At 38.2% G+C, this 26,113-nt stretch carries 27 protein-coding genes, 1 tRNA gene and 3 pseudogenes; 2 read left to right on the top strand and 29 right to left on the bottom strand.

What is annotated here, in order from left to right; translation table 11 throughout:
* Nucleotides 1-15: 15 nt before the first annotated feature.
* The 15 genes and pseudogenes from coaE to HMPREF2963_RS00185 form a co-directional block, all read right to left on the bottom strand.
* Nucleotides 16-609: a dephospho-CoA kinase gene (gene coaE, locus HMPREF2963_RS00255; protein WP_006269573.1), complete on the bottom strand. Its 594-nt coding sequence runs from the start codon at nt 607-609 to the stop codon at nt 16-18.
* Nucleotides 610-612: 3 nt separating this feature from the next.
* Nucleotides 613-1,437, bottom strand: coding sequence for a DNA-formamidopyrimidine glycosylase (gene mutM, locus HMPREF2963_RS00250; RefSeq protein WP_006269523.1), 825 nt, complete (start codon nt 1,435-1,437; stop codon nt 613-615).
* Between the two features lie 7 nt (nt 1,438-1,444).
* Nucleotides 1,445-1,888 (bottom strand): GNAT family N-acetyltransferase, encoded by a 444-nt coding sequence (locus HMPREF2963_RS00245; RefSeq protein WP_037565592.1) that lies wholly within the window; start codon nt 1,886-1,888, stop codon nt 1,445-1,447.
* A gap of 11 nt (nt 1,889-1,899) precedes the next feature.
* On the bottom strand, nt 1,900-2,424 hold the full coding sequence (locus HMPREF2963_RS00240; protein ID WP_003069237.1) for a mycothiol transferase: 525 nt from the start codon (nt 2,422-2,424) through the stop codon (nt 1,900-1,902).
* Between the two features lie 50 nt (nt 2,425-2,474).
* Nucleotides 2,475-3,029: pseudogene (locus HMPREF2963_RS00235) on the bottom strand (GNAT family N-acetyltransferase).
* Nucleotides 3,030-3,057: 28 nt separating this feature from the next.
* Complete coding sequence (locus HMPREF2963_RS00230) at nt 3,058-3,534, bottom strand: NUDIX hydrolase (protein ID WP_070667932.1); 477 nt, start codon at nt 3,532-3,534, stop codon at nt 3,058-3,060.
* A gap of 60 nt (nt 3,535-3,594) precedes the next feature.
* The gene (locus HMPREF2963_RS00225) at nt 3,595-3,969 is read right to left on the bottom strand and encodes a ComEC/Rec2 family competence protein (RefSeq protein WP_039677060.1); all 375 of its coding nucleotides are present in this window, start codon (nt 3,967-3,969) and stop codon (nt 3,595-3,597) included.
* A 48-nt stretch (nt 3,970-4,017) separates the two neighbouring features.
* On the bottom strand, nt 4,018-4,917 hold the full coding sequence (gene era, locus HMPREF2963_RS00220; RefSeq protein ID WP_006269512.1) for a GTPase Era: 900 nt from the start codon (nt 4,915-4,917) through the stop codon (nt 4,018-4,020).
* Between the two features lie 61 nt (nt 4,918-4,978).
* Complete coding sequence (locus HMPREF2963_RS00215) at nt 4,979-5,383, bottom strand: diacylglycerol kinase family protein (RefSeq protein ID WP_006269472.1); 405 nt, start codon at nt 5,381-5,383, stop codon at nt 4,979-4,981.
* Nucleotides 5,364-5,861, bottom strand: coding sequence for an rRNA maturation RNase YbeY (ybeY, locus tag HMPREF2963_RS00210; RefSeq protein WP_003069388.1), 498 nt, complete (start codon nt 5,859-5,861; stop codon nt 5,364-5,366). The genes HMPREF2963_RS00215 and ybeY overlap by 20 nt, the downstream gene beginning before the upstream one ends.
* Nucleotides 5,862-5,979: 118 nt before the next feature.
* Nucleotides 5,980-7,716, bottom strand: a complete 1,737-nt coding sequence (locus HMPREF2963_RS00205; RefSeq protein WP_058669493.1) for an ABC transporter ATP-binding protein — start codon at nt 7,714-7,716, stop codon at nt 5,980-5,982.
* Nucleotides 7,713-9,443 carry an ABC transporter ATP-binding protein gene (locus tag HMPREF2963_RS00200; RefSeq protein ID WP_070667930.1) on the bottom strand — a complete coding sequence of 577 codons (1,731 nt, stop codon included), beginning with the start codon at nt 9,441-9,443 and terminating at the stop codon, nt 7,713-7,715. Before HMPREF2963_RS00200 ends, HMPREF2963_RS00205 begins: the two co-directional genes overlap by 4 nt.
* Before the next feature lie 285 nt (nt 9,444-9,728).
* Nucleotides 9,729-10,486, bottom strand: a pseudogene (locus HMPREF2963_RS09415) (FAD-binding protein); the annotation flags it as partial.
* Between the two features lie 170 nt (nt 10,487-10,656).
* Nucleotides 10,657-10,729: transfer RNA gene (locus tag HMPREF2963_RS00190), tRNA-Thr, on the bottom strand.
* Between the two features lie 142 nt (nt 10,730-10,871).
* A pseudogene (locus HMPREF2963_RS00185) lies at nt 10,872-11,302 on the bottom strand (GNAT family N-acetyltransferase).
* A 167-nt stretch (nt 11,303-11,469) separates the two neighbouring features.
* Here HMPREF2963_RS00185 and ald point away from each other — a divergent pair.
* On the top strand, nt 11,470-12,582 hold the full coding sequence (ald, locus tag HMPREF2963_RS00180) for an alanine dehydrogenase (RefSeq protein WP_070667926.1): 1,113 nt from the start codon (nt 11,470-11,472) through the stop codon (nt 12,580-12,582).
* Nucleotides 12,583-12,798: 216 nt separating this feature from the next.
* Here ald and HMPREF2963_RS00175 read toward each other — a convergent pair whose 3' ends face one another.
* The 11 genes from HMPREF2963_RS00175 to HMPREF2963_RS00125 all read right to left on the bottom strand — a co-directional run bounded on the left by HMPREF2963_RS00175 (nt 12,799) and on the right by HMPREF2963_RS00125 (nt 20,784).
* The gene (locus tag HMPREF2963_RS00175) at nt 12,799-13,119 is read right to left on the bottom strand and encodes a TfoX/Sxy family protein (protein ID WP_003069408.1); all 321 of its coding nucleotides are present in this window, start codon (nt 13,117-13,119) and stop codon (nt 12,799-12,801) included.
* Nucleotides 13,120-13,121: 2 nt separating this feature from the next.
* Nucleotides 13,122-13,622: a GNAT family N-acetyltransferase gene (locus tag HMPREF2963_RS00170; protein ID WP_070667918.1), complete on the bottom strand. Its 501-nt coding sequence runs from the start codon at nt 13,620-13,622 to the stop codon at nt 13,122-13,124.
* A 12-nt stretch (nt 13,623-13,634) separates the two neighbouring features.
* Nucleotides 13,635-13,877: a DUF3781 domain-containing protein gene (locus HMPREF2963_RS00165; RefSeq protein ID WP_232216468.1), complete on the bottom strand. Its 243-nt coding sequence runs from the start codon at nt 13,875-13,877 to the stop codon at nt 13,635-13,637.
* Complete coding sequence (locus HMPREF2963_RS00160) at nt 13,852-14,922, bottom strand: PhoH family protein (protein ID WP_070667917.1); 1,071 nt, start codon at nt 14,920-14,922, stop codon at nt 13,852-13,854. Before HMPREF2963_RS00160 ends, HMPREF2963_RS00165 begins: the two co-directional genes overlap by 26 nt.
* Before the next feature lie 75 nt (nt 14,923-14,997).
* On the bottom strand, nt 14,998-15,213 hold the full coding sequence (locus tag HMPREF2963_RS00155; protein WP_003072551.1) for a YozE family protein: 216 nt from the start codon (nt 15,211-15,213) through the stop codon (nt 14,998-15,000).
* Nucleotides 15,210-16,739 carry a glycosyltransferase family protein gene (locus HMPREF2963_RS00150; RefSeq protein ID WP_070667915.1) on the bottom strand — a complete coding sequence of 510 codons (1,530 nt, stop codon included), beginning with the start codon at nt 16,737-16,739 and terminating at the stop codon, nt 15,210-15,212. The genes HMPREF2963_RS00155 and HMPREF2963_RS00150 overlap by 4 nt, the downstream gene beginning before the upstream one ends.
* 251 nt (nt 16,740-16,990) lie before the next feature.
* On the bottom strand, nt 16,991-17,623 hold the full coding sequence (gene pyrE, locus HMPREF2963_RS00145) for an orotate phosphoribosyltransferase (RefSeq protein WP_003069418.1): 633 nt from the start codon (nt 17,621-17,623) through the stop codon (nt 16,991-16,993).
* A gap of 40 nt (nt 17,624-17,663) precedes the next feature.
* Nucleotides 17,664-17,960, bottom strand: coding sequence for an inorganic diphosphatase (locus HMPREF2963_RS00140; RefSeq protein WP_070667913.1), 297 nt, complete (start codon nt 17,958-17,960; stop codon nt 17,664-17,666).
* Nucleotides 17,953-18,648 carry an orotidine-5'-phosphate decarboxylase gene (gene pyrF, locus HMPREF2963_RS00135; RefSeq protein ID WP_020998573.1) on the bottom strand — a complete coding sequence of 232 codons (696 nt, stop codon included), beginning with the start codon at nt 18,646-18,648 and terminating at the stop codon, nt 17,953-17,955. Before pyrF ends, HMPREF2963_RS00140 begins: the two co-directional genes overlap by 8 nt.
* Before the next feature lie 381 nt (nt 18,649-19,029).
* Complete coding sequence (locus HMPREF2963_RS00130; protein WP_070667911.1) at nt 19,030-19,968, bottom strand: dihydroorotate dehydrogenase; 939 nt, start codon at nt 19,966-19,968, stop codon at nt 19,030-19,032.
* Nucleotides 19,969-19,977: 9 nt separating this feature from the next.
* Nucleotides 19,978-20,784, bottom strand: coding sequence for a dihydroorotate dehydrogenase electron transfer subunit (locus tag HMPREF2963_RS00125; protein WP_070667909.1), 807 nt, complete (start codon nt 20,782-20,784; stop codon nt 19,978-19,980).
* Nucleotides 20,785-20,974: 190 nt separating this feature from the next.
* Between HMPREF2963_RS00125 and HMPREF2963_RS00120 the strand changes: the two genes are divergently transcribed.
* Entirely contained in the window at nt 20,975-21,883 is a 909-nt protein-coding gene (locus tag HMPREF2963_RS00120) for a LysR family transcriptional regulator (protein WP_049476927.1), read from the top strand.
* A gap of 300 nt (nt 21,884-22,183) precedes the next feature.
* Here the strand turns inward: HMPREF2963_RS00120 and HMPREF2963_RS00115 are convergent, their stop codons facing one another.
* The 3 genes from HMPREF2963_RS00115 to HMPREF2963_RS00105 form a co-directional block, all read right to left on the bottom strand.
* On the bottom strand, nt 22,184-23,422 hold the full coding sequence (locus HMPREF2963_RS00115; RefSeq protein WP_070667905.1) for an MFS transporter: 1,239 nt from the start codon (nt 23,420-23,422) through the stop codon (nt 22,184-22,186).
* Nucleotides 23,423-23,900: 478 nt separating this feature from the next.
* Nucleotides 23,901-24,743 (bottom strand): alpha/beta hydrolase, encoded by an 843-nt coding sequence (locus HMPREF2963_RS00110; RefSeq protein ID WP_003069431.1) that lies wholly within the window; start codon nt 24,741-24,743, stop codon nt 23,901-23,903.
* Nucleotides 24,736-26,064, bottom strand: coding sequence for a PTS sugar transporter subunit IIC (locus tag HMPREF2963_RS00105; protein WP_070667903.1), 1,329 nt, complete (start codon nt 26,062-26,064; stop codon nt 24,736-24,738). The genes HMPREF2963_RS00110 and HMPREF2963_RS00105 overlap by 8 nt, the downstream gene beginning before the upstream one ends.
* Nucleotides 26,065-26,113 lie beyond the last annotated feature (49 nt).

Below are 26,113 nucleotides of genomic sequence, written 5' to 3'. Positions count from 1 at the left end.
TGATTCTTAATAAAATCATCTTCTTTCTTTGTCTAAAAGCGCCTGCAACTGTTTTAAAGTATTCGAAAGCGCACCGTTATTATCAATCACAATCTCAGCTCTTTGTCTTTTTTCTGCCAAAGAAAGCTGAGCTGCTATGCGTTGTTGAGCCTCTTCTTGACTAAGATTGTTTCGAGCCATCAAACGTTCTAGCTGAGTGCCTTTGCTCACATCTACTAGCCAAATTTTATCAAACCAATCTTCATAGCCCTGCTCAAATAATAGTGGAATATCCATAAAGAAAAGCTCCTCAGTTGCTGCCAATTGCTCACGTTTTAAAGCTAATTCTTCTCGAATAATATCATTTTGTAAGCGACTGGACTTCTCTAGCAAATCGGGACGACTAAAGAGAAGAGCACCAAGCTTTTTTCGATCCAATTGACCGTCTGCCAATAAAATTTCTGTTCCAAATTCTGACAATAGAGCTTGATAAAGTCGACCTCTCGGTTTCTGCAATTCATGAACTACCTGATCCGCATCAATCACTTGATAACCTTGAGAGCGCAGGAAGTCTGTTACAACTGATTTTCCAGAGGCAATTCCGCCTGTAATTCCAATTATTTTTGCCATGTCCTACCTCATTTTTTGACAATGTGGACAAAGGTGAGTTCCACGACCAGCTAGTTTGATTTTTTCAATTTCATGACCACATCTAGTGCAAGGTTGCCTTGTTTTTCCATAGACTTGCAAGAAATCTTGCATTGTGCCGTCTTCTCCTAAAGCATTGCGATAAGTGCGAATGGTCGATCCTCCCTTTTCAATTCCTAACTGCAAGACCGCAATAATTTGTTCTCGCAGATGCTTCATTTCTGCTCTATTCAGGCTTTGGGCTGCTCTTGCTGGGTGAATCTGTGCCCGCCATAAAACTTCATCCACATAGATATTACCAAGACCCGCTACTAAGGTTTGATCCAATAGGTAAGGTTTAATCAGTTTCTTAGACTTTCTTAGAGCTGTTGCAAATGGTAGTAAATGAAAGTCTAATTCGGTCGGTTCTGGTCCTAACTTTTTAGAGAGAAAATAGCTATCCAGCTGTTCTTTTTTCAACAATTCCATTGTACCAAATTTCCGAACATCCTGATAAACGAGGTTGCTGCCATCTGTGAAATGAAAAATTACATGAGAATGCTTAGTCAATTGGGCCTCTTCAGGGTAGAAAAGATACTTTCCTTCCATGCGCAAATGCGAAATCAGCACCCAATTTGTCAAATAAAAAATCAGATATTTGCCCCGACGCTCAACAGCATCAATACTTTGTCTCGGTAAATCTAAGACAAAAGTATCTACCCCTGTCCCAATCATCTTGGTATAACGGACATCTACCTTTTCAATCTCTTTTCCTTTAACCAGCCGCTCCAAACCACGGCGTACCGTTTCTACTTCTGGTAATTCAGGCATGAAATTTTTATCCTTTCTTATCCAAATTTAACGTGTAATGGACTGTTCGACTTATTTCTTTAAATCCTGCCTTCTTATGAAAAGCTTGACTGACTGCATTGTCTATATCACAATCTGAAGCTAGCTGAGACACTCCTTTTTCTGTCGCCCACGACTGAGCAAAGTCAAGAAGCTGAGTAGCGATACCATGTCTTTGAAAAACAGGTACTACCGCTATGCCTTCAATATATGCAACAGGAAGTTGCTCTGCTCCTTCCACATACTCCGAACGCATAGATAAGCTGACCCAAGCAACAGCTTCTCCTTCTATGTAGTACAAAAATTCATTAGGAAATTTCCCTTCAGAAAACGCTACTAATAATTTCTTTTTCTCTATCTTCCAAGCTAAATGAGCAAAGTAAGCCCAATCAGCTAGCTGAGATTTTTCTACCTCTCGGATTTCTCCTATCATGATTATTTCTTTCAATCTTCTCTTCCTAGTAAACGGCGTGCGTATACTGTCTGACCTGAATGCATAGCCGCATCGTCAATGATAGATACTAAACGATTTCCACGTTTAACAGCTGGAATCCAATTCTCATCGACAACATCATCCAGACTATCTTCATTTACCTTTGATAAATAAGCAATTGTTGCCGCAACCGCATCAGACAGATAACCTTTAAGAAAATCAATATCTGTCACCACAACTTTATGCGCTTCTTGAGGAGTGTGATGCCAATCTTCCGTATCATCTGGCAAATCCAAAGCAAATTTTTTCTTCCAACCTTTAGAAAACCAGACTGGATTAGTCTTTGCTAAATCAGCAATCTGGAAATCCAACTCCCGCGCCGTATGCCAAGTCAGCCAAGTGATAGACTTAATAGATGGGGCAGTATCTACAAGTGGAAAAGCGTTCACCTCTTCTAAAGACAAACCTTCCAATACAGACAAAAAACGCTCCTGAGCTCGTTCTACATTTTCCACTAAAAGTTCTACAAATTCCATTGTCCTGCCTCCTTTATTAAACTGTATCAAACACTAAAATACATCTATTATCACTGCAAATCTGATTTTAAAATTCCATAAGAGGAAAAATCCTTGATTTTCCCTTTATGAAATACTGCTTTGCGAAAGGTTGCCTCGTATATCATTCCGGCCTTGGCCATAACACGTCCTGAAGCAGGATTGTCAGTAACAAAGTCTGCTGTGACACAATTAAAGTCTGCTTCTTTCAAAAGATAAGAAAGCACCTCTTGGAGTGCCTCAGTCATCAAACCTCGTCCCCAATATCTTTTACTCAGGACATAACCAACTTCGCAAGCATTAATATCTTCATCTATGTCCACCACACTAATATCGCCAATCACTTCATCAGAATTTTCTTTCAGACAAATCGCCCATTTATAAAAATCCAGATCTTGATATTGTTAAACCCACTGAGCCACTGATTGTTTAGTAACGTCAGTATTCTCATGAGTAGACCAAGTTATATGACGAAGATTGTCTGGTTCAGAGGCCCAGTTACGATACATGGCAAGGTAATCTTTAGCTACAAAAGGGCGAAGCAGCAACCGTTCTGTTAACAATCTTTGTGTCCCGATATGTTTCATAAAATCTTATCTCATCATTATTATTTATTCAATGCCCTAGAGCAAAGCTGTCTGCAAAATATTCCGTTAACATCAAACGGTGTTTATCACTTACAGAATCCAGCTTCTCAATTTCTTCCTTAGAAAAGAAACGCAGGTGCAAGGTTTCTTCATTGTGAAAATTCGCAATATTTACTGGTGAAACAGCCGCCAGCTCATAGATGAAGACAACCGTCTGCACCCTGTCACCATTAGGATAGACTTCCTCAAAATTACTATAAACATTGAGAAAACGTGTTGCTTGTACTTTAATTCCCGTTTCTTCGAAAAACTCACGCTTAGCCGTATCAAGCGTGGACTCCCCAAGCTCCATTGCACCACCTGGAATTGCCCATGTTTTCTTATCACCGCGTAATTGCAAAAGTACGCGTCCATCCTTATCCGTCAAAATGCCCCCAGCAAAAGTCAGAATGACCTTGTTATGCCCAACTTTTGATCGGATATAGGAAATGTAATCTTGAGTCATGTTTAATACTCCTTCTCTTTCCACCTAAAGTCCACCAACTCTATTTTCTGATTGCTTTGTCTATTTCTGATGATCCATTTCTTCTATAATATGACCATAATGGACTTTCATAGCTTTCCTCAATTGCTGGCTAAACATCCCAAACATAAAATAATAAGCCAGACCAAGACATAATAAAGCGAATATTGGCAACAAGAATAATTGTACTATGAGGAAAATTAAATTTGCTCTACCACTAAATATCGCCAGCAACGGCATTAGGACAAGAACAACTACTAATGTCATGCCAGCTGTCTTAAATCCCTTGTGCCGTTGCTCTTTCAATTCTAAGTACTGATGGTAGATAGACCTTACTTCATCCTCTTTATAACGATTACAAAGCAAGCCGTCCTTTATTTCCTTATCTAAACTGGTAATCCCAATTGAATAAACCATTTTCTTCTCCCTCTACTACGTTAGATTCTCTGTCCCTAAAAGTCGTCCTCAATACTCCTTCTCATTATAGCCAAAATCTGCCAAATCCAATTTCTTGTCCCGCCAGTTTTTCTTGACTTTAACCCAAGTTTCGAGATAGACTTTGTCGCCTAGCATGATTTCAATGTCACGGCGTGCCATTTTACCAATTTTCTTGAGCAGAGCCCCTTGCTTGCCAATGATAATCCCCTTTTGACTATCACGCTCCACCATGATGGTAGCACGAATATGTACCTTGTCCGTCTCCTCATCACGTTTCATAGATTCAATAACTACAGCCACTGAATGCGGTACTTCTTGCTCCGTTAATTTCAAAATTTTCTCTCGAATCATCTCAGAAACCAAAAAGCGTTCCGGGTGATCGGTAATTTGATCCTCTGGAAAGTATTGAAAGCCTTCTTCCAAGTTTTCTTTCAGCAATTCCATCAGACGAGGGACATTATTGCCTTGCAGGGCAGAAATGGGCACAATTTCCTTAAATTCCATTTGTGTCCGAAAATCATCAATCTGCTCCAGCAACTGGTCTGGGTGTACTTTGTCAATTTTATTGATAACGAGAATGACAGGAATTTTTGCTGCCTTGAGCCGTTCCATAATCATATCATCACCCCTACCACGCTTTTCATCAGCAGGAACCATAAACAGGACTGTCTCTACCTCCCGTAACGTTGAATAAGCAGACTCTACCATAAAATCACCGAGCGCTGTTTTAGGCTTATGAATTCCCGGCGTATCAATAAAGACAATTTGCTCCATGTCTGTCGTATAAATCCCCATAATCTTGTTACGAGTTGTCTGAGCCTTATCACTCATAATAGCAATCTTTTGTCCCATGACATAATTCAGAAAAGTTGACTTCCCAACATTAGGACGTCCTAAAATGGCTACAAAACCAGATTTAAAAGTCATTATTTCACCTCTATTTCACTAAATAACAGAAAATCGGCAGTCTCCCCCGATTTCCAAATCTTTAAAAAATCAAATTCCAAATTTTAGGAATGAAAATAACCAAACCTGTCACAACTGCAAATCCAGAAACTACTAAAACTGCACCAGCTGCCATATCCTTGGCATTTTTAGCTCGTATGGAGAAGTGATAATCACTAGCTAAATCCACCACATTTTCAATAGCCGAATTCATAATCTCAAAAGCGATAACCAAAAAAATGCTCAAAAAAAGGAAAAGCCATTCTATCGCAGATACCTGAAAAAGGAAGCCTGCAAGCACCACTACAACTGCTGAAACGGCATGATTACGCATATTACGTTCTTCTTTGATTGCCGTAAAAATCCCTGTCAGAGCAAATTCTAAACTCGAAATGACATCCCGATTCTTCCATTTGCGCTTGTTTTTTTTATTGTCTTGTAAGTCCATAAGCAGTCAAAATTTCTTCCTGTAAACCAAACATTTCCGCCTCTTCTTCTGGCGTATAGTGATCGTATCCATTGATATGCAAAAAACCATGCACTGCAAGAAACCCCATCTCTCGCTCAAAACTGTGACCATACTCTTCTGCTTGCTCGCGCGCCTTATCTATGGAAATAAATAGTTCTCCGATATAAGCATCAAAATCCTCTAACATTTCCGCCAGCTCAGGATTTTTTAATAAGTCCTCCTCATCAATGGCAATGTCCAACTCAGGCTTGTACTCCAAACTAATAACATCTGTCGGACGGTCCGTATCTCGATATTCTAAATTCAGCTCATGACTACGCTCATTTGTAACAAACGTTACAGCCATTTCCTTATTTTCTTTCCCAATCTTCTTCGCAGCAAACTGCAAAATTTCCTGCGTTTGCTTTATCATTTTTTCCGAAACTTGATTTGTTTCATCTATGATTTCAATATACATCATGCACCCACTTTATTAGTATCATTTTCATTATACCATATTTCAATTAGGGATGGCTCATTTATAAATCATTTACTATTTAGTTCTGCTCTTTATTGCACATTTTTTCTTTCAAAACTTATACTTGTTGCTGGAGACGGCTCATTTGAGCATAGATCCCATTTTGTTTTACCAATGTGTCGTGTTGCCCTCGCTCTACAATCTTTCCTTCAGAAATAACCAGGATTTGATCTGCCTCTTGAATGGTTGATAAACGATGAGCAATGATAAAAGTTGTTCTCCCTTCCTTTACAACAGCCATTGCTTTTTGAATCAGTTCTTCGGTTTCTGTATCAATATGAGAAGTTGCTTCATCCAATATTAAAATTTGAGGATTAGCATAGAGAGCTCGAGCAAATGAAATCAGTTGACGTTCACCGCTTGAAAATGCTGCCCCTTTATCCTTTACAGGCTCATCAATTCCTTCTTTACAACGAGCCAGCAAGTCCCCTGCACCGACTTTTTCTAAAGATTCCAAAACTTTTTCACGATTGATACCTGAATGGCTCATAGCTACATTAGTTGCTAGTGTTCCTGTGAATAGATAAGGATCTTGCAAAACAATCCCCATGTGACTACGAAGACTTTCACGAGAATATTGTTGAATATCTTGTTGATCAACATAGATTTTCCCTTTTTGAGGATCGTAGAAACGATAAAGTAGGTTCATGATAGAAGATTTTCCAGAGCCGGTATGTCCTACCAAAGCAACCGTCTCTCCTTTCTTTGCTTTAAAACTAATATTGTGCAGAACTGTCTTGCCTTTCTCATATGCAAAGCTCACATGTTCAAATGTAACTTGTCCTTTAACAACTGCCAACTGTGATTTTACATCCTCTTCCTGAGGTTGATCTAACAATTCTAAAACTCGTTTCCCTGTTTCCAATGATCGTTGTACATTTGGGAAAAGCCGAACCAGAAAACCCATCATCTCAAATAAATTGATAATATAATTGAGATAGATAAACAGTACACCAGCGGTAATGACATTGCGACCGCCTAAAAATTGCTGGCCAACTATCGTCAAAATGACAGCAAGCACTGTATTTTTTAAAAATTCCGTTAATGGCCAAGATGAAAGAGCACTTACCCATACAATTTGTTTATCAGCTTGGCTCATTTTTCGAGCAGTTGCATTAAATTCTGAAAGAACTGTTTTTTCCTGATGATATAACTGTATCAAGCTGGCTCCATGCATCAATTCATTCACTTGATTATTGATATCACTCCGTGAATCATAAAAGTCTTTCATCGGCTTGTCCGTTAGTTTTTTATAAAATACTTGTATCCCATAAAAAGCAGGAAGCAATAGCAAAAGTACCGAGGCAGCAAGCGGACTAAGGTAAAACAATAGAGCGTAGGTAAAAACAATCCGAAGAACTTGAATCAAAACACTAACCAAACTAGCATAAAATTGTCTTCGTAAGGTTTCCGTATCATTTACAATTCTGGTTGCAATCTTACCTGCCGGTTTATCATCAAAGTAAGAAATCGGCAAATTTTGCATAACCTGATAAGCTTCATTCCTCAGATGTTCTGCTACTTTGTTTCCACAATGCGCTAAAAGGCGATCGCCTAAGTAAGTCAGTATGCTCCCCAAAACTACAACAATTATGTATAATCCAGCTAATTGCAAAAGCTGAACCTGACGATCTTTTCCGCTTCCAATCTGTGTAAGCGGTCCGTCTATCATATTTCTCAAACAGAGAGGAGACAGTTGGCTAGTCACCGTTGCTAAAACAGCAATTCCAACCGCAAAAAAGAATGCAGTTCGAACAACTCTTAGTTCTTTTAATAAACGACTAATGATACTCATTTGCTCCCTCCTTTCTGATGTTGCTGCCGCTGATATTGTTCGGCATACCAGCCTCCTTTATTTAGCAACTGGTTCGGTGTCCCTTCTTCAACAATTTGTCCATCTTCTAAGACAAGAACCCAGTCTGCCTGCTGGATAGCTGACAAACGGTGTGTCACAATGATCGTTGTCTGATTAGCTCGCATATCCTGAAGATTTTTGATAATTCGACGCTCTGTTTGAGCGTCAACTGCTGACAAAGAATCATCCAAAATGAGGACTTCTGGTTGTCTAATAAAGGCGCGTGCTAAAGAAATTCTTTGTTTTTGACCGCCAGATATTGACACTCCTCTCTCACCAATAAGAGTTTCCAGTCCGTCTGGCATTCGTTTTAAATCTTCTGAAAATGCTGCTGTTTTAATAGCTTTCTCAATATCGCTTAATGTCGCATTTCTCTTGCCAAAGGCAATATTGTCTTTGACAGATTTTGAGAACAAAATATGCTCCTGAGGGACATAGCCAATCATTGCTTCAATCGATGGACGTGAATAGTGACTGACGGATTTTCCATTTATCTGAAATGTACCTCGTCCAACAGGATATTGCTGAAGAAGCTGACGAACTAAGGTTGTTTTACCAGATCCTGTTTTTCCAACAATACCATACGTCTTTCCTGCTTCAATTTGCCAAGCTATGTTACGCAAGCTAGGTCTTTTTGTTTGTGGATAAGTGAAATGATAATTCTGAAAACGAATAGAGATAAGATGTTTTAACTCCTCTTTGCCACTCATTTTCATATCATCTGTCGTTTCAATCAATTCTGTGACCTTTTTAAAAGACGTTTTCCCTGTTTGATAGACCAAGATAAAGTCCGACAACATCCAAAAAGGTTCAATAAGGCTAATCATATACAATTGAAGAGCGATCACTTGCCCAATTGTTAATTGTCCCATTTTTATAAAAATAGCCCCAATAAGAAGCACAATAATCGTTGATAAAGCGATAAAGACAGAGGAGAGAGGCGCGTAAAGATATTGAATGCTGGCAATTTGATCACCAACCTTAGATAAAGCTTTTGTGCGCAATTGGAACTGTTCTTTCTGAGTTGTCTTCTTTCTATAAGCACGCGCAACTCGGACTCCCTCTATTGTTTCCAGCACCTCATCATTCAAAGATGCCACTGCTTCACGATTATTTTCGACTAGTTTATCTTGTTTTTTACCAAGAAAATAAATCCAGATCATCAATGTCATAAGCGGAATCATAGCCAGTAAGCTAATTCCCCATGAGATAAAAAACATGGTCGGAATGACAAAGACAATCATACCTCCAGCATATAAGAGAATTACAATTCCATAACCAGCCATCTCCATCATTCCTTCAACATCTGTTGAAAAACGCGTTAGAATATCACCAGAACGAAATTTTTCGTAGAAAGGCATTCTCATAGCTACCAATTTTTCAAAAGCTCTTCTTTGAATGAGAAATTTATAATCAATGGACGATTGAAATATCTTTAAATGCCAATAGTAAGCTGAAAGATAGTTACAAATCGTCACCAGAGCCAACAAACTAACATCTCTAATTAAATTCTGCTGTGTCAAACTATGATGCGAAAGATGATCTACTAAACGCTGAATTACCTGTGTTGGAATCAACATTGTAAAATCATACAATAGTAAAACCAGAGCAATGGACAAATATAACCATTTATGTTCTTTTATATATCCAAATAAACTTTTAATCATCCTAAACCTTTCCTAAACACACAAAAAAGCTCAAGACAGAATAAACCTGTCCTGAGCTTACTTGTTTTTATTTATTTTTTCATCAAAAATAAATTACAGTGCTGTGCTAGAAAGGAGTTCTGTCGTATGATATACCTGAGTACTGTTTTGTTTTACATTATTCATGATACATTCTCCTTTCTACTTTTAATTAGTTAATACTTTAACATTAAAAGAAATGCTTGTCAAGAATATTTACAAAAAATCCTCCCAAAACTGAATGAATTTTCTGCCTTAAAATCAAGATTAACAATTCTTTGTAATAGCAATTTCGGCTGCAATACGTCCAAAAGTAAAAATATCAGTAAGGAAATTACCACCCAAACGGTTTCCAACATGCAATTCGCCAGCTACTTTCAAGCTGCGTAGAAACTTCGGATAACTTGTCCTCGCTTATTGATAACATACGTTTTCGTATCAATCTTAAGACCGCTCATAGTATGGTGAACGACTGGTTTTCAAGGAGTGGCATAAAATGGTGACTTTTCAACCTTGAGGTCGAAAGCTCTTTTTTCAAATTCAGGACCATATCCTGCATCAACATAAATATTATAAGCTGTGATCGTCTTGGTAAAGACCTGTGGATCCATTTGTAGCTGTTAAGCCAACTCTTCCAAACTATCTAATCGGTAAATCATTCCATGTGCTACCTGTGCATCAATCTTTTCTTGACTGTATTATAAGCTGTTTCTTTCATATTATCGTCTACAATCAGATAGAAAAAACCACCATTGTCAATTGCTGCCTGAACTCATTTATCCCGACTACCGTACTCATCTACAAAACGTTTTCCTTAAGTATTGACCATGATGAAGTTAGCCGGAGGCGCCTGTAATCGGGTCAGATACCAGCATTATTTGATAGAAGTCCAAACCGACTAGGTCTGTACCAACGCTTTGACCTAAGAGAATACCATCACCTATAATAGCTAATGAATTTGATGTCTTAATATCGTCACCAATGTGCATCCAGTATTGATTGTATTGCTGCAACATCATAGGATTAAGATACAAATTAAAAGCGTTGATATGATTAGCTTTAAAATACTCTTTCAACAAAGAAATCATTGATGTTTCTTGATTATTCTATTAGAATGTGAAAACAATAACAATATTGATTTCTGCTTTTATAATGCAAAAAAGCCCATTAAAATTGGGCTTTTTCCTGTTCTTCATGCTAATTGCCGGGATCGAACCGGCGACCTCATCCTTACCATGGATGCGCTCTGCCAACTGAGCTAAATCAGCAGTCCCTATCTACTATATCATGCAGAGAGGTACTTGTCAATAGATTTGAAAAATGTTTTCATTAAAAGAGAAAAATTTTGCTAGAAGGTTCCAGAAAAGAACCTAGTCACCATTAAAATTTCCTATAAATCTCACATTCACATCAGTATTTTTCAAAATAATCTTTCTTTGTCAAACGATAATAAACTCTCTGAGAAATTCGGCCTTCCTCGTGCTCATCGAGTGCTGCGTATGGGTCAATAGTCGAATTATTTCTTGCAAAGCTTCCGTTGCTAAGCCTTGATTCCAATATTTTTTATTGATGACATAACCAATGGCTGCCTTTTTAAGGAGCGGATCCAGCTTGTGCAGGTCAATGCTGCCAATCAGTTTATCCCTTTCCTTCAGTTCAATTCCCCAATTTCCAAGTGCCCGCCCCATAAACAAACGCGCAATAACATTTTTAGTTTCTTCCAAGTCTTTGTTAGGTAAAAAAGTATAGCGAGTATTTTCTTCATCAGAGGAATATTCAAACATATCTTCAGCATCATCTAATGTCACAGGTCGCAAGAGCAAGCGTTCTGTTTCCAAAATTCAATTTTCAGCTAGCCTTAGATAAATACTTTCCATCTTGAATGAACCTCCTTTTTTGTCTCATAGCATAACATAAATATTCACCGAAATCAATGTTTTATGATTTCATCTTGATTTTTAAAGCGTTTTCATATACAATAAAAACATCCCAAAAAAGGAGGAAATCTATGTTAATTGGTATCCCAAAAGAAATTAAAAACAATGAAAATCGTGTTGCTTTAACACCAGCTGGTGTTCACAGTATCGTCCAAAAAGGTCATCAGGTTTTAGTTGAAACTAAAGCTGGGCTTGGTTCTGGATTTATAGACGCTGACTATGAGGCACAGGGAGCGACAATTGTTGCAACTGCAGCGGAAGCTTGGGCAGCTGATCTAGTTGTCAAAGTAAAAGAACCCTTAGTTACTGAATATAGCTTCTTACGTGATGATCTCTTGCTTTTCACTTATCTGCATATGGCTGCTGCACCTGAATTAGCTGATGCTATGACGATTAGCAAGACAATAGGAATTGCTTACGAAACCGTTCGTGACCAAGAGGGGCATCTCCCCTTGCTTGTGCCCATGAGTGAAGTGGCAGGACGTATGGCTGTACAGATTGGAGCTCACTTTCTAACCAAACAAGAAGGTGGTTCTGGTATACTACTGGGCGGTGTTCCAGGTGTTCCTAAAGGAAAAGTCACTATCATTGGAGGGGGCGTTGTTGGAACACACGCAGCTCGCATCGCTTTAGGACTGGGAGCGCATGTCACTATTCTTGATATCAGCGCTAAACGACTGTCAGAACTAGAAGACCTTTTTGGTCATCAAATCCAGACCCTTATGTCTAATTCTTTCAATATTGCTGAAAGTGTCAAAGAGGCCGATGTAGTGATTGGAGCAGTATTAATCCCTGGTGCCAAAGCTCCCAAGCTCGTTACTGATGAAATGGTCAGTAAAATGCGACCTGGTTCTGTCATCGTTGACGTAGCCGTTGACCAAGGTGGGGTTGTTGCAACTGCTGATCGTGTAACTACTCATGATGAACCTGTCTATGAAAAACATGGTGTACTTCACTATGCCGTTGCCAACATACCTGGTGCTGTTGCTCGCACATCAACTCTTGCTTTGACAAATGTAACACTTCCTTACATTGAAGCTTTGGCGGACAAAGGGTTTGAACAAGCTATTACAGATGATTGGGGGCTACAACAAGGAGTGACTACTTATAAAGGTTATCTCACTAGCCGACCAGTTGCAGAAGGGCTCAATCGTGACTACACTGATATCACTGATTTAGTATAAGTTTTGAAAATAAAAGGATATGCCAACTTGCTTCGCAGGTCCTATACACCACCTTTTAAGCAGTTTTTTTGAACAATCACCTACTACACTGCTCATTTATTATAAAAATAATTTGAGTCTGAGACGCTATTGTCCCAGACTCTTTTTTACTTATCATTTTAAGTCGTATAACTATAAGAAAAGAGCTTTCAAATCCACCTCTTTGCTTCATTCCATTTATTTTTTCTTTTTAGGTTTAGGTAGCGGCAATTGATCATACATGGCTAAAATTAAATCTTCTAGAAACACCTTATTTTCAAGGTCTTCCACTAAAATCATTTCTTTGGCGCCTTCGTATGGAAACTCATACGAGGGTTGGGCAATCTTATCTAAGACTGCTTGAACTGGCTTAACTAAAAAGCGATTATCATAAATACCACCAATAATCTTACCACGGAAGTAAAGAATATACTCTCCCATCATAGAACGGTAAGTCACATCATCTAATCCTGATAATTGCTCCAAAACAAATTCCAAATAGTTTTTACTTGATGCCATTTCTAACCTCTTAAGCTCTGTTCAACGATAACAACCGTATAGAGTTCTTGCTTGACCTCACTTCCAATTGGTTTGAAGCCCTGCTTTTTCCAAAAATGCTGAGATTGCGGATTCCCCTTGACATAAGCCAAACGTGCTTTTCGAAAGTTTTTAGCAAAATAGGTTAGCGCTTCTGTCACAATCTGGCTGCCAATACCTTTCCCTTGATAGGTCTGATTAACCATAAATAGACCAATAAAAACTGTCTCCTCATCAGGATAGGCATAGATAAAATCCATAACAGCTACAAGGTTAGAGCTATCCCAAAAGCCAACATAAAATTTATCAACCTTAGCCTTGCCTTCAGGCAGACGAGCCATGTCTTCTTTTACACTTTCTAAATTTGGAGCTGGTGGACAATGCTGAAAATACAGAGGATTGCTTTCATATAAAGATAAAATACTTGGAATATCCTTTTCTGCTAGTATCCTACAGCTATAATGCCTAGATAATTGTTCAATCATCTTTTAAAATCCCTACTCTTTGTGTCCTGTAATGATGGTATAAGACGATGCATTGATAGTCAACACAATATGATTATCAGACACATAGAAGTTCTTTCCTTTATGACTAATCTTTGTCTCAGACCTTTGGATAAAACCCTTAGCCCATAAAACTGGATTTTCCTCTCTCAAAAGCAGATGCTTTTGCAGACGGACTTTCCCAAGATCAGTCGTGTGAAACTTGTCCAGATTAGCCAAGAGCTTTTCCTTCATCATCTTCTAATTCCTTCTCCTTGATTGGGTCGCCAACGATTTCGGAACTAGCCAAACTTGAATGTTCTTCTTTAGAAAAATGACCATGTGTCACTTCAGTAGAATGTTCATAAGCCTTGATAATTTCAGCTACTACAGGATGGCGGACAACATCTTTTGCAGATAAATAAACAAAATCAATCTGCTTGATATGTTTCAATTTCTCTGTCGCATCAATGAGACCTGATTTACTATTCTTTGGCAAGTCAATCTGGCTAATATCCCCATTGACAATCATCTTGGAATTAAAACCAAGTCGAGTCAGGAACATCTTCATCTGCATAATGGTCGTATTTTGCGCTTCATCTAAGATGACAAAGGCATCATCCAATGTTCGTCCACGCATATAAGCCAAGGGGGCTATCTCAATGATTTCTCGCTCCATAAGGCGCGCTGTTTGATCCTTACCTAAAATCTGATACAATGCATCGTAAACCGGTCGTAGATAAGGGTCTACTTTTTCTTTTAGATCCCCCGGTAAAAATCCTAGACTCTCACCAGCTTCAACCGCCGGTCGGGTCAATATAATCCGTTTGACCTGCCCTCGCTTCAGCGCTGTCACAGCCAAAGTTACGGCAAGAAAGGTCTTACCTGTTCCTGCTGGTCCAATCCCAAAGACAACATCATGGTTCTTAATGCTATCGACATACACTTTCTGCCCTAGGGTCTTAACTCGAATGGGTTTACCATAAGAATCTTTAATAATCTCTTCTTCATATAGAGCCACAAACTTATCAATTTCACCATTTTTGACCATTGTAATAGCTGTCACTACATCTGGCGTTCCAATCGTCATTCCACGGTTAACTAAGACTAACAGAGCCTGAATAACCTGACGGGCTTCTTCACAGGCCATCTCCTCACCAATAATCTGGACAATTTCTGTCCGCGCATGAATCGTCACCCGCAACTCCTGTTCCATTAAACGCAAATGACGTTCATTAGAACCAAAAAGATGAAATATATCATCTGGATGCTGTAAGATGATTTCTACTGAATGTTCTTGCAAACAAAGAACCTCTTTCTTCACATTATTTACTTTATTATAGCAAAGTAACTCGGAAAATTCTATCTTTTTCCCGAACTAATGTGCTTGATATTCTTCCCAGATCGCATCAAAATCACTAAGATTAAAGGAAAAATCAGCATGTTCTTCTAAATAGCGGCTAATTTCATCAAAATCATCCGTATGCTTAGGAAAAGTTGATTCATGAAAAACTAAATCGGCTAGTATTGCCTTCGGCGCTGTACTTTTAGGATTGCGCTCTGTCATCAACCAAGTGTAAAACGATTTTCTCATTTTATCTTTTCTCCTTTCTTGCTTTTTAACCAATCCGGTAAATATTCAGTCAAACCTAATGCAGATAACATGATGATTTGGGGTAAAAATTGTATCAAATACCGCGTCTTTCCACCTTCAAAAATTAGCAAAAACAACAAACCTCCAAAAACTGCAAGACTGATACCATTCAATTTATCATCTGCATGATATTTCCATAAGGCAAAAATAATCCCTACACTCATCACAATCCAAACAACTTGCTTCACAATCTCATAATAGCGATACTCACTCTTATCCACACTCAAAAAATAAGTTCTGATAAACTGTGCCACAAGATTCTTTTTTGTATAAGGATAAAGAGGGGAGATATAAGGCGTTTTTTCATATTCCACATCTCGATATAACCAACCTAAAGTTCCTTCTGAAACAGTTAATGAATGCTTATAGTAAAGATGATTGAGAAATCCCAAAAACGAATATTCTTTTAAGCGTCGTTTGATTTCTTTTTTTACATTTTCTTGCTTAAACATTCCATTATTATACTGTTCTCTCTGATCCACATCAATGTATTGAAGCAAGCCCTCTTTCATGTCTTCTTGATCGTGTCCAATAAAAGTCAACCCTAAGTCAATAAAGAGCAGAGGACTTTTAGACAATCCTTTCTCTTGTATCAATGTCACTTCTGTTTGCGTCGCTTTCAGATAGTTTCCGCCGATAGAAGTTACGCCAAACGATAGGAGAAAGGTGAAAAAGATTAGGATAAATTTCTTCCATTCCTTTTTGAACAACAGCAAAATAAAACCTGCCATAATAACAATCAACACAGTTGGTCGTATCAGCACTGCAAGCCCACTTATCAAACCTAATCTGATTGTCTTTATGAAGAGTACCCTCTTATCCTGCCATCGAAGCCCAAGTAAATCAAAAAGTAAGAATATTTGTAAAGCAATGAGCGGAAGAGGCCATATATCCGTGTACATCGAATAAAAATAAGGTGAAAAGCCAACTAGCAAGACATACAAACTAAATGTCACATCAGCAGCAGACTCACTCACATATTTTTTCATTCCCTTGTACAAAATGAGTGCCGTTATATCGGCATAAAATATATTTAATCCCTGCAAAATCCATAAAGCTGAGCTTCCAAAGATATTATAAAAAAAGCGCTCATACAAAAAGAGAAACAAGTTATTAGGATTGCGTGTCAAATAACTGGAAATAGAAGTCTCTTTTGAGTACTTGAAAGCACCATTGAAAACAACTGCTGCATCTCGCCGAATCAGCAACTGAGCAGACAAAAGCATTGCCAACTGAAATACAATCACTGCTATCATAATAGCAACTTTGTGTCTCATCATGTAGTGGTAGCATTTTTTTAAATTTTCTAGATAACGATAAGCTAGAAATACTAGTATGACTGCTCCAATCAAAGCAAGACTAGAAATTGTCCCTAGATGAATAATAGCAGTAAAAAACCAATGCAAGCCCATAATGAACATAATTTTTTGCAAGATTCCAAAGAAAAAAGAGTACATTTTTAGCATAGGACCATTATATCAAAATCTAATTTGTTTCTCTATTTTAAAAAAACAACAATCATCAGATTGCTGCTTAACCTCTAATTGGACCCAGAATCCTCAGAACAAAAAAGTCAATTAAAATACCAAAACTCATGAGTGGTGTATAAACAAATATCGTTAAAAGAAGAAAAATAAGTTTAGAAATTAAATCTCGCTGCAAATTTATTGGACAAAAAAGTTAATAGTCTCTCATTTCGTGGGAAAGGACTTCCTCATCAATATCCCTGCCAATTTTCTTGATCATGTTTAAATTTCTCAAGTAGAGCTAAGCCTTCTGCCGAAACATAGCCTTCTTGTTCCGCCAGCTTGATTAATTCAGTGTAGTTCGATAACGTTACCAATCGAACACCCGCATCTGAGAAATTCTTTTCTGCCCTAGGCAATTCATAAGTAAAAATAGCTACCACTCCAAGGACGTCAGCCCCCTCACGCTTAGCAGCAGCCACCGCATCCAGAACCGACCCTCCAGTTGAAATCAAATCCTCAATCACGACCATTTTCTGACCTGTTTTTACTCGACCTTCAATTTGATTTCCAGCACCATGATCTTTTGGTTTGCTACGAATATAAGCAAATGGTAAAGTCATCTTGTCAGCAATGATGGCTCCATGAGGAATACCTGCTGTTGCTGTCCCAGCAATCACTTCTACTTCTGGAAATTCAGCTTTGATTTTCTCAACAAAACCTTTTTCAATCAAAGTCCGCGTTTCTGGATAGGCCAAGGTCACACGATTATCTGTGTAGATTGGAGACTTGATGCCACTAGCCCAAGTGAAAGGCTCTTCCGGCTTCAAGTAAACAGCCTCAATTTTCAGTAAGTCACGCGCAATATCTTTTGCTAAAGTCATGATTTCTCCTTTATAATAATTCAATAGTGGAATCAAAATATTATTCCAAAAAATAAGTCTTTTCTTTTATGTCTTCTAAAGTGACGATCTCGCTAGATAAAGTTAACACCCATTTATCTTCAACATCATCTTGTCGATGAATAACAGCAACCAATTCTCCTTCAAAGTATTCTAACGGTTCTCGTACCTTTTCCGACACAATGTAAACATCTTGCTCTTCGCCATCCTCAGCAAACAAATTCGGAATATAACCATAATTGATAGGATAACGATTTCCAAAACTATCTTGATAACCGATGGGTCTGTCAATGATTGCTTGATATACTTTTCTAGTCATCTATCCATTCCGTCTTAATAGCGCGATAAGCAGCTACTGGATCTGCAGCTCGTGTAATGGGACGTCCAACCACAATATAGTCACTACCAATTTGATGTGCTTCTTGCGGTGTCATGACCCGTTTTTGGTCCCCAATTTCAGAACCAGCTGGTCGAATACCTGGAGTAACGCACAGAAAATCTTCTGACGTCGCCGCTTTAATCAGCTTAACTTCCTGAGCTGAACACACAACTCCGTCCAAGCCGGCCTCTTTAGCTTTGCAAGCATAATTGACAACCGATTCTGAAACAGTTGTTTGGATATTTTGGCAGTCTCGCATATCGGCTTCGCTAGTAGAAGTCAACTGAGTTACAGCCACTAATTTTGCTTTATCTCCCAAAACTTTTTTAGCTTCCCGCATCATCTCGACACCACCTGCTGCATGCAAAGTGACCATATCTACTCCAAAAGTTCCTAAAACAGACATAGCCGAGCGCACCGTATTGGGAATGTCATGCAATTTCAAATCTAGGAAAATGCTGTGTTCCAAACCTTTCAAATAGTGAACGATTTCTGGACCAATAGCATAAAAAAATTCCATACCAATTTTGACATAAAGCTTTTCATCTTTTGGAAAATGTTCCAGAAAGGTTTTAACATCATCAAAAGAGGGAAAATCAAGAGCAATAATAGGACGTTCTTCACGCATAGGTTCATCTCCTTATTAATTTATAGGCAGTTTGTCGTTTTAATCTTTGGACACAGGCTCTTAATAACTTGAAATACTGTCTGTACTACGGTTTCGTTTGCTAATCCTGACCGCTTGATTTCAATAGAAGTAAAGTCACTGACACTTCCTAACGAAAGCTTTACCCATCATCTTAAATCCCTTTCGAAACTTTTAAGCACATTTCGTACAAACTTCTCAAAAGCTATAGAAAAACCTTGCCTGAGGCAAGGTTACACGAAAATTGACAGTTTACTGCCGCTTTAAACCGTATCAGCCTTAGTAGCCTCTCTGGACTTCTTTAAAGGTTCCATTTCAATTATTTTATAATTTACTCCGTCTATTGTCAAGCAAAAAATGAGGCTACAACAAGTTTTTTCTAATTTCTGTTCGCAAGCTTTCCAAACTTTCAATACCGTATTTATCCATGACTTTAGGTAGATCCTCAATAATATTAGGACACGCATAAGGGTTTGTAAAATTTGCTGTCCCAACACCAATCGCTGATGCTCCCGCAATAAACATTTCAATGGCTGCTTCTGCTGAGTTTACTCCACCCATACCAATGATTGGTAAACTACTAGATTGTGCTACCTGACGAATCAACTTCAAGGCAACTGGAAAAATTGCCGGCCCCGACATGCCACCTGTTCCGTTTGCAATAATCGGCTTTCTGCTCTTTGAATCAAATCGCATTCCAACTAAAGTGTTAATCATGGTTAAACCAGAAACTCCTGCATCTTCAACTGCTTTCGCTATTTGTGTAATATCTGCTACACTAGGTGTCAATTTTACATAGACTGGCACTTCCGACACGTCTACCGCTGCCTTAGCAGCCTGATATGCTAAATCTGGCACCTGACCAATTAGCAAGCCCCCATTACCATGATCCACATTGGGGCAGGAAATATTAAGTTCAATAGCCTTGACGTTTGGAGCTTTAGATATTTTTTCTGCAACAAAAGCATATTCTTCGTTAGAAAATCCCGCAACATTAGCAATAATCGGAAGATTAGGATAATGGTGAGCCAGCCAAGGAAGTTTTTCTGTCAACACCACATCTACCCCAGGGTTTTGTAGTCCAATAGCATTGAGCATACCAGCTGGTGTTTCTGCCACTCGTGGCGTCGGATTGCCAAAACGAGGGTACTGCGTGGTCGCCTTAATCATTATGGAGCCAAGTACATTGAGATCATAATATTTGGCATATTCCTGACCAAAACCAAAACACCCCGAAGCTGGAATAATTGGATTTTTCAGTTCCAAACCAGGAAGAGAAATTGCTAAACGACTGTTAGACATATCAACCTCCTACATCACGATTGTACCAGTCTCAAAAACTGGACCGTCTTCACAAACCCGCTTATTGACTGCTTGGTCCTCGCCAGCAACATGAAGTACACAAGCATAACAAGCCCCCATTCCACACGCCATTCGTGATTCCATAGAAATGTAAGCTCGCGGATGACTGCAAAATGTTTCATTCACATATCTGAGCATACCAGGAGCTCCGCAAGCATATACCGCAGTAAAATCTTCTGATAGCTCATTCACAATGGAAGAAACATAGCCTTTGCGGCCATAAGAACCATCATCTGTTGTTATCAGGACACGACTATATTTTTTCAGTTCTTCTTCCAGAATGACAACTGCTTTTGTTGCGAATCCAAGAACTGAAGTGACATTCACTCCCTTGCTATGTAATTCTTTTGCCACTTGTAGCAAGGGGGGAACACCAATTCCACCTCCTATAATTAGAGCTGTATCTGCAATACCTAAACCAGATAAATCAAAACCATTTCCCTGAGGCCCCATGACGTCTAACTGAAAACCTTTTTCCAACCGAGAGAAGAGTTCTGTACCTGCTCCCTCTATCCTGTAAATAATCCGACAGATTTTCCGTTCTCTGTTAATCTCTGAAATCGAAATAGGACGACGTAGAAGCTTTGTATCATCTGGAACTCGGATATGCAGAAATTGTCCAACCTGCATCTGGCCAACCATTTCTCCTCGTAAATCCATAGCAAAAATTCGTGGAGCAATTTTCTCTTGGTGCACAATGGTCATCTTTTCCAACATGATTTTTCCGAGTCTCTTCTCGCATGAGCTGCTTGTCATTTCTACCTCATTTCTTTATTAAAAAAGACCTTGCATATACACAAGGCCTCACGAAAATAAAGAGTCGATTTTCTCACTCTTCCTTCACCCGAAACCTTGGAAGCCTCGCTGGACTTTCTTAAAGGTTAAATTTAATCTATTTTACAACTTCAAATGTGTTTTGTCAATTCCAATATGATAAAATAAGCTTATGAGAATTCAACAATTGCACTATATTATTAAAATCGTCGAGACTGGTAGCATGAACGAGGCTGCCAAGCAACTCTTTATTACCCAGCCTAGTCTGTCTAATGCGGTGCGCGATTTGGAAAATGAAATGGGCATTGAGATTTTCATCCGCAATCCCAAAGGTATTACTCTGACCAAAGACGGTATGGAATTTCTCTCCTATGCTCGTCAAGTGGTAGAACAGACTCAGTTATTAGAAGAACGTTACAAAAATCCAGTTGCCAATCGAGAGCTTTTCAGCGTCTCTTCTCAACACTACGCCTTTGTAGTCAATGCTTTCGTTTCTCTGCTCAAAAAAAGTGATATGGAAAAGTATGAGCTTTTCTTGCGCGAAACACGAACTTGGGAAATCATTGATGATGTCAAAAATTTCCGCAGCGAGATTGGCGTACTGTTTCTCAACAGCTACAACCGCGATGTCCTCTCTAAAATGCTAGATGATAATCACTTGCTTGCCACACATCTCTTTACTGCCCAGCCACATATTTTTGTTAGCAAGAGCAATCCTCTAGCAAAGAAGAAACTGATCCAATTATCAGATTTGGAAGATTTTCCTTACCTCAGCTACGATCAAGGAACCCACAATTCCTTTTACTTTTCAGAAGAAATCCTATCGCAAGAACACCATAAAAAGTCCATCGTCGTCAGCGACCGAGCAACTCTTTTTAATCTTTTGATTGGTCTTGATGGCTACACTATTGCAACTGGTATTCTAAATAGTAATCTCAATGGTGACAATATTGTTTCTATTCCGCTAGATATTGATGACCCTATTGAGCTGGTTTATATTAAACATGAAAAAGCTAGCTTATCTAAAATGGGGGATAAATTCATTGAGTATCTGTTGAATGAAGTTCAATTTGATAAATGAATCATCAAAATAGGTTCCATAATTCCTAAAGTAATTTTACCCACTACAGAAATTACAGAGCCAAATAAGATAGCTGCTTAAAATTCATTCCATTTCCTCCTCTCCTGTGCTTACTTGATTTTATTATATCGTGAAATAGCAATAGCAGGAAAAAACGTTGAAAGGCTGTAATGTGTAGACATTGCAGCCTTTCTTAAAAAATGAGCAAAATACTACTCAATAACTACTTCCATATATTTTGCTTGCCCGAAAAAAGAGACCGGACCTAAGCTCAGTCTCCTAATTATGCTAATACTATTGTTATATTTCTTCTGCAACCAATTCTTCTCCTAATAGTGAGTAACGTTCTGCTTTTAAATTCTTAATCGTCCACAAGGCAGCAAAGCTAATCAAATAAAGGCTTGCTAGGAAAATCATGACCATTGAAACGCTCGAGATATCTAAAATTTTCCCAATAATCACAGATGAAAATCCTCCAATTGCTCGGCCAACATTTAAAATGACATTATTAGCCGTGGAGCGAATATGAGCTGGATACAATCTCGTAATCATCGCACCATAACCCGCAAACATTCCATTTACAAAGAAACCAACAATCGCACCGCCGATAATCATGGCAGGCATTGAATTGGCAAATTGGAAGAGGTAAACACACATGGAGGATGCTAGAAGAAAGATTGAATAAACGAATCTCGGTCCCCATTTATCAAGGATTTGACCGAAGATGAGCATTCCCAGACACATCCCTAAAATCGTTGAAACCATCCAAAGTGAGGAATCTTTTACAGAAATATGCAAACTTGTCTGGATAATGGTCGGAAGCCAGTTCATCATACCAAAATAACCAGCAATTTGTACCGTTGTCATAACCATAAGCGCTACTGTCTGAGCCGTTAGAGATGGTGTTTTAAATAATTCACTCGTTTTAACAGACTGGCGTCCTTCTGCTTTTAATGTCACATTGCCATTATCTCGGATATGATCATCATCAATCGCTAGCATCATCCACAAAACCAAAGCAATAGGAGCAAGCCCAAAGAGGAAAAGACCTTTCCAGCCAAGTGCGGGAGCTAACCAACCTGCTAAAAGCGCTGAAGTAATAGAACCGATTTGCCCTGCAATTCCATTCAGAGATGAAATGCGCCCCATTTTTCCAATAGGAACAATACCTGCCATAATCGCGATGGCAACTCCATACTCTCCACCAACGCCTATCCCAGCGATAAAACGCATGAGATATAGATAATAAATATTTTGTGTAAAGTAAATCAACCCTGTTGCTAATGAAAAAATAACAATCGTCCACTTGAAAACTTTAAACTTGTGATAGCGATCTGCCAGTATACCAAAGAGCAGGCCTCCAACCAACATTCCTAGATTGGTAATTGTTGCAATCCAGCCTCCTTGCGCTCCAGTAACACCTAATTCTGAAATAATAGATGACATCGAAAAAGCTAAGAACATGACGTTTAAGTCGTCCGTTCCTGATGCAACAATCGCAGCAACCAGTGCTCGCTTATTATTTTTGTCTAAAGACATGCACATCCTCCTTAATTGTAGCTCACAGACTACATTTATTAATTGAATACAGCCTATAAATCAAAAAGCTCAGGAAATCCCGAGCCAAAAGTTTACAGTAAAATAGCAGATTAGCGCACTAATCCATTTTAATGATTACTTTTATGCCTCACAGGACATGATTAAAGTTGTATTTAATTGCATTAAGTATAAAATAGATTGAAAGATTTGTCAAGAGATTTTAGGCAATAGTTTTTACGCATTCTCTATTCTCTCCACTGAAAGTTCTAAAATGAGGTTAGCTACTCAAAAAGTATTAAAAAACATCTCAGGTAATTGTTAAGAAAGTACTGAGACTTTACGCCGAAAAGCACATGTTTGAGGAGAGCAAAAAGATATTTGATGGAATATTGCGATAAAACAGTCTAAAAGCACTCAATTCTCCAAAAAGAGAACGAAGCTGTACCGACCCCCAAAAGTTGATATTGCCATTAAACCACTAATTTTTTTGGTTTCTCTTAGTTTGTTTGTCTATAAGGCGTTCTTGGATTAACGACACAACTTCATCATTGGTTGGCAAGTCAGAGTGTTGTGCATCTTCTCCTGTGACGGTAGTTTCTGTATAGTGAGCTGCTTGTCCCTGATAGATATACTTACCAGCACTTACACTTGTATCAGGAACCAATTCATCCGAATCATAAGTAATAGTCCCTGCTACGGAGTACATCGCTAAGGTCCTAGGAATATTTTTACGATTCTTAATAAAGTCAGCTAACATTTCTGTTTTGTTATTAATATTTGTTTCAGTAAAATTATAAGGCGTTCCGATTGTCATTAACTTTTTTAGATTCACATCATAATCTCCAAGATAATTCTCGATAAATGCTGTATAAATCAAACCGCCATTAGAATGCCCCAATCCTTTAAAATTATTGAAATTATATTTTCCTTGCAAGTCCTCAAACGCAGCATTAACCATTTTAGCTTGCTTTTTGATATTACTATAACCATCTTTATTATTTTCAAATCCAATAACAATAATCGGTTCATTGTCATTAGCAGCAATCGAACCGCTATAAGTAATCCGTCCATCGTTCCATACTTTCACTTTAAGTAAACTATGCTTAACCCCACGACGCCTTTGATTTAGTTTTTGAACCAAACTATCGAATCGATTTTCTGTAGCAGAACTTCCCGGTATCATAATGATTGGCGACAAACGAGCATTATAAAATTTAGCAATTTCATCGATATTTTTTCTTGTCCAACTATAAGAGGGGACTGCTAAAACAATGAGGAAAATTAAAACCGTTAGCAAAACAAGTTTTACTTGTTTAGTCATGCTTACCTCCTTTTGGATCTACTCGACGAAGTTCATCATGAATCTGATCATTAAATGTAACAAATGGAAGATATATCATAACATCAATGATAAAAATGAAAATACCAACTGCTAGAGCTCGCAAACTTCCTCCTGTCCCAATGAAAGCATATAGTACACTTGGTGCTCCGCTAGGAACTGGATACACAGCTGGTGGCATTAGTCTGAAATAAAGAAAAATACTGGCTATAAAGACATTTATCATGGGTACAAGAATAAAAGGAATCAAAAAAAGAAAGTTGAAAAATATAGGAATGCCAACCATGAAGGCAGCGCCATGATTAAAAAGAGAAGGGAAAATACTTTTCAAACTAACATCACGATCTTTGTCGCTACGAGATTTCCATAAAATAGCAACTAAGAGTGCTAATCCTCCACCAAGTCCTGCAAAGATACCATAGGCATCATAAAGATTTGTTGAGGAAAAGGGATAAGGAATTCCTCTCGTCGTATGTTGTTTTAAAGCATAATTAAGATTATCTAATGCAAACGAATCATTGACAAAAGGAATATTGTTAAAGAGATTGCTATTTCCAATCCAAGCACTAAAAGTCCGTAAGGCAGTGTTCATTTCAATCACGAAGATATTATTTCGATTAACAATTAAGTTTGAGAAAAAATTAGAAATGGTCGAAAATACATTATAACGATTACCTAGGAACAGAAAGAAACTGTAAATAAGTGCTAGAGACAAAGAAGAAAGAATGGGACGAACTGTTTTTGGACGATAAACAAAATATTTATCCACGATTTGATCATCACTTGGACTCGAAAAGCGAAAGATTTGCCCTACTATATAACCCATCAATATGGCAACTATTAAATTGATATTGACAGGAAGGCTAATTCTCATCAAGGCACCATCTTTTAAAAGTACGGAGAATAACTTTCGCGAATGAATTAACAAGCTAAAAATAAAAGCAGTAATTCCTGCCGTTCCTGTGCTACGTCCATAGTGACCAGCCGTATATTTCGCGCTAAAATAAGTCGCTAACGGGCCCGACAGCCCACCTATCAAAGCAGTACAGTTTGTCAAAACCAATCCAATTGTCGAAAAATACGGAAACCAAGAGCGAACGCTGAATAGGTTGTTAATATAACCATTTACTGAAAAAATAGACTCTGACAAAACCATTGTTATCGTTGTCAGCAAGAAAAAAGGAAATAGTGATACCAAGGTTTTTTGCGTAATTTTAATAAAACTATTCCGTCGAAAAGCAATCATCTTTTTCAGTAAATATTGATTTACAAATTTTTTTCTACCTAATTTATTGAAGATCATAGCTTGATTGTAGCATAGTTGAGACGACAATTCAATTAGACTAAGTAAA

Origin of the sequence: Streptococcus sp. HMSC067A03, assembly GCF_001814295.1 — a bacterium.
Classification (GTDB): Bacteria; Bacillota; Bacilli; order Lactobacillales; family Streptococcaceae; genus Streptococcus; species Streptococcus constellatus.
The sequence above is the reverse complement of the archived record's forward strand: the minus strand, read 5'-3'. Positions and strand labels throughout refer to the sequence as shown.